Genomic DNA, 345 nt, shown 5'->3' on the forward strand with positions numbered 1-345 from the left:
ATTACTGCAACGAGATCAGCCACCGGGCGATTCGTGAACGTCGCCAATGGCTCTCTGGCTACGACCTGCAAAAGCTGACCAATGGGTTCAGCAAGTGCGACGGTGTGCAGATCGGCTCTCCAACAGTGCAACAGGTGTGCGAGGACTACGCCAAGGCGCGCAAGCAGTTCAAACGTGCCAAACTGCGCTGGCGAGTGAGTAACTCCCAGTCCAGCAAATATAGCCTGGGCTGGGTGCCGTTCAAGGCGCGTGCCTTGCAATACAAGGCGGGTCAAATCGTGTTTGCCGGTCAGCGCTTCAGCCTGTGGGACAGCTACGGCCTGGGCGACCACGAATTGCGAGCGG

Annotated in this window: 1 pseudogene; it reads left to right on the forward strand. The window is 58.8% G+C overall.

What is annotated here, in order from left to right:
• A pseudogene (locus OX89_RS18870) lies at positions 1-345 on the forward strand (RNA-guided endonuclease TnpB family protein); the annotation flags it as partial.

Source organism: Diaphorobacter sp. J5-51 (assembly GCF_001023515.1).
Lineage (GTDB): Bacteria > Pseudomonadota > Gammaproteobacteria > Burkholderiales > Burkholderiaceae_C > Diaphorobacter > Diaphorobacter nitroreducens.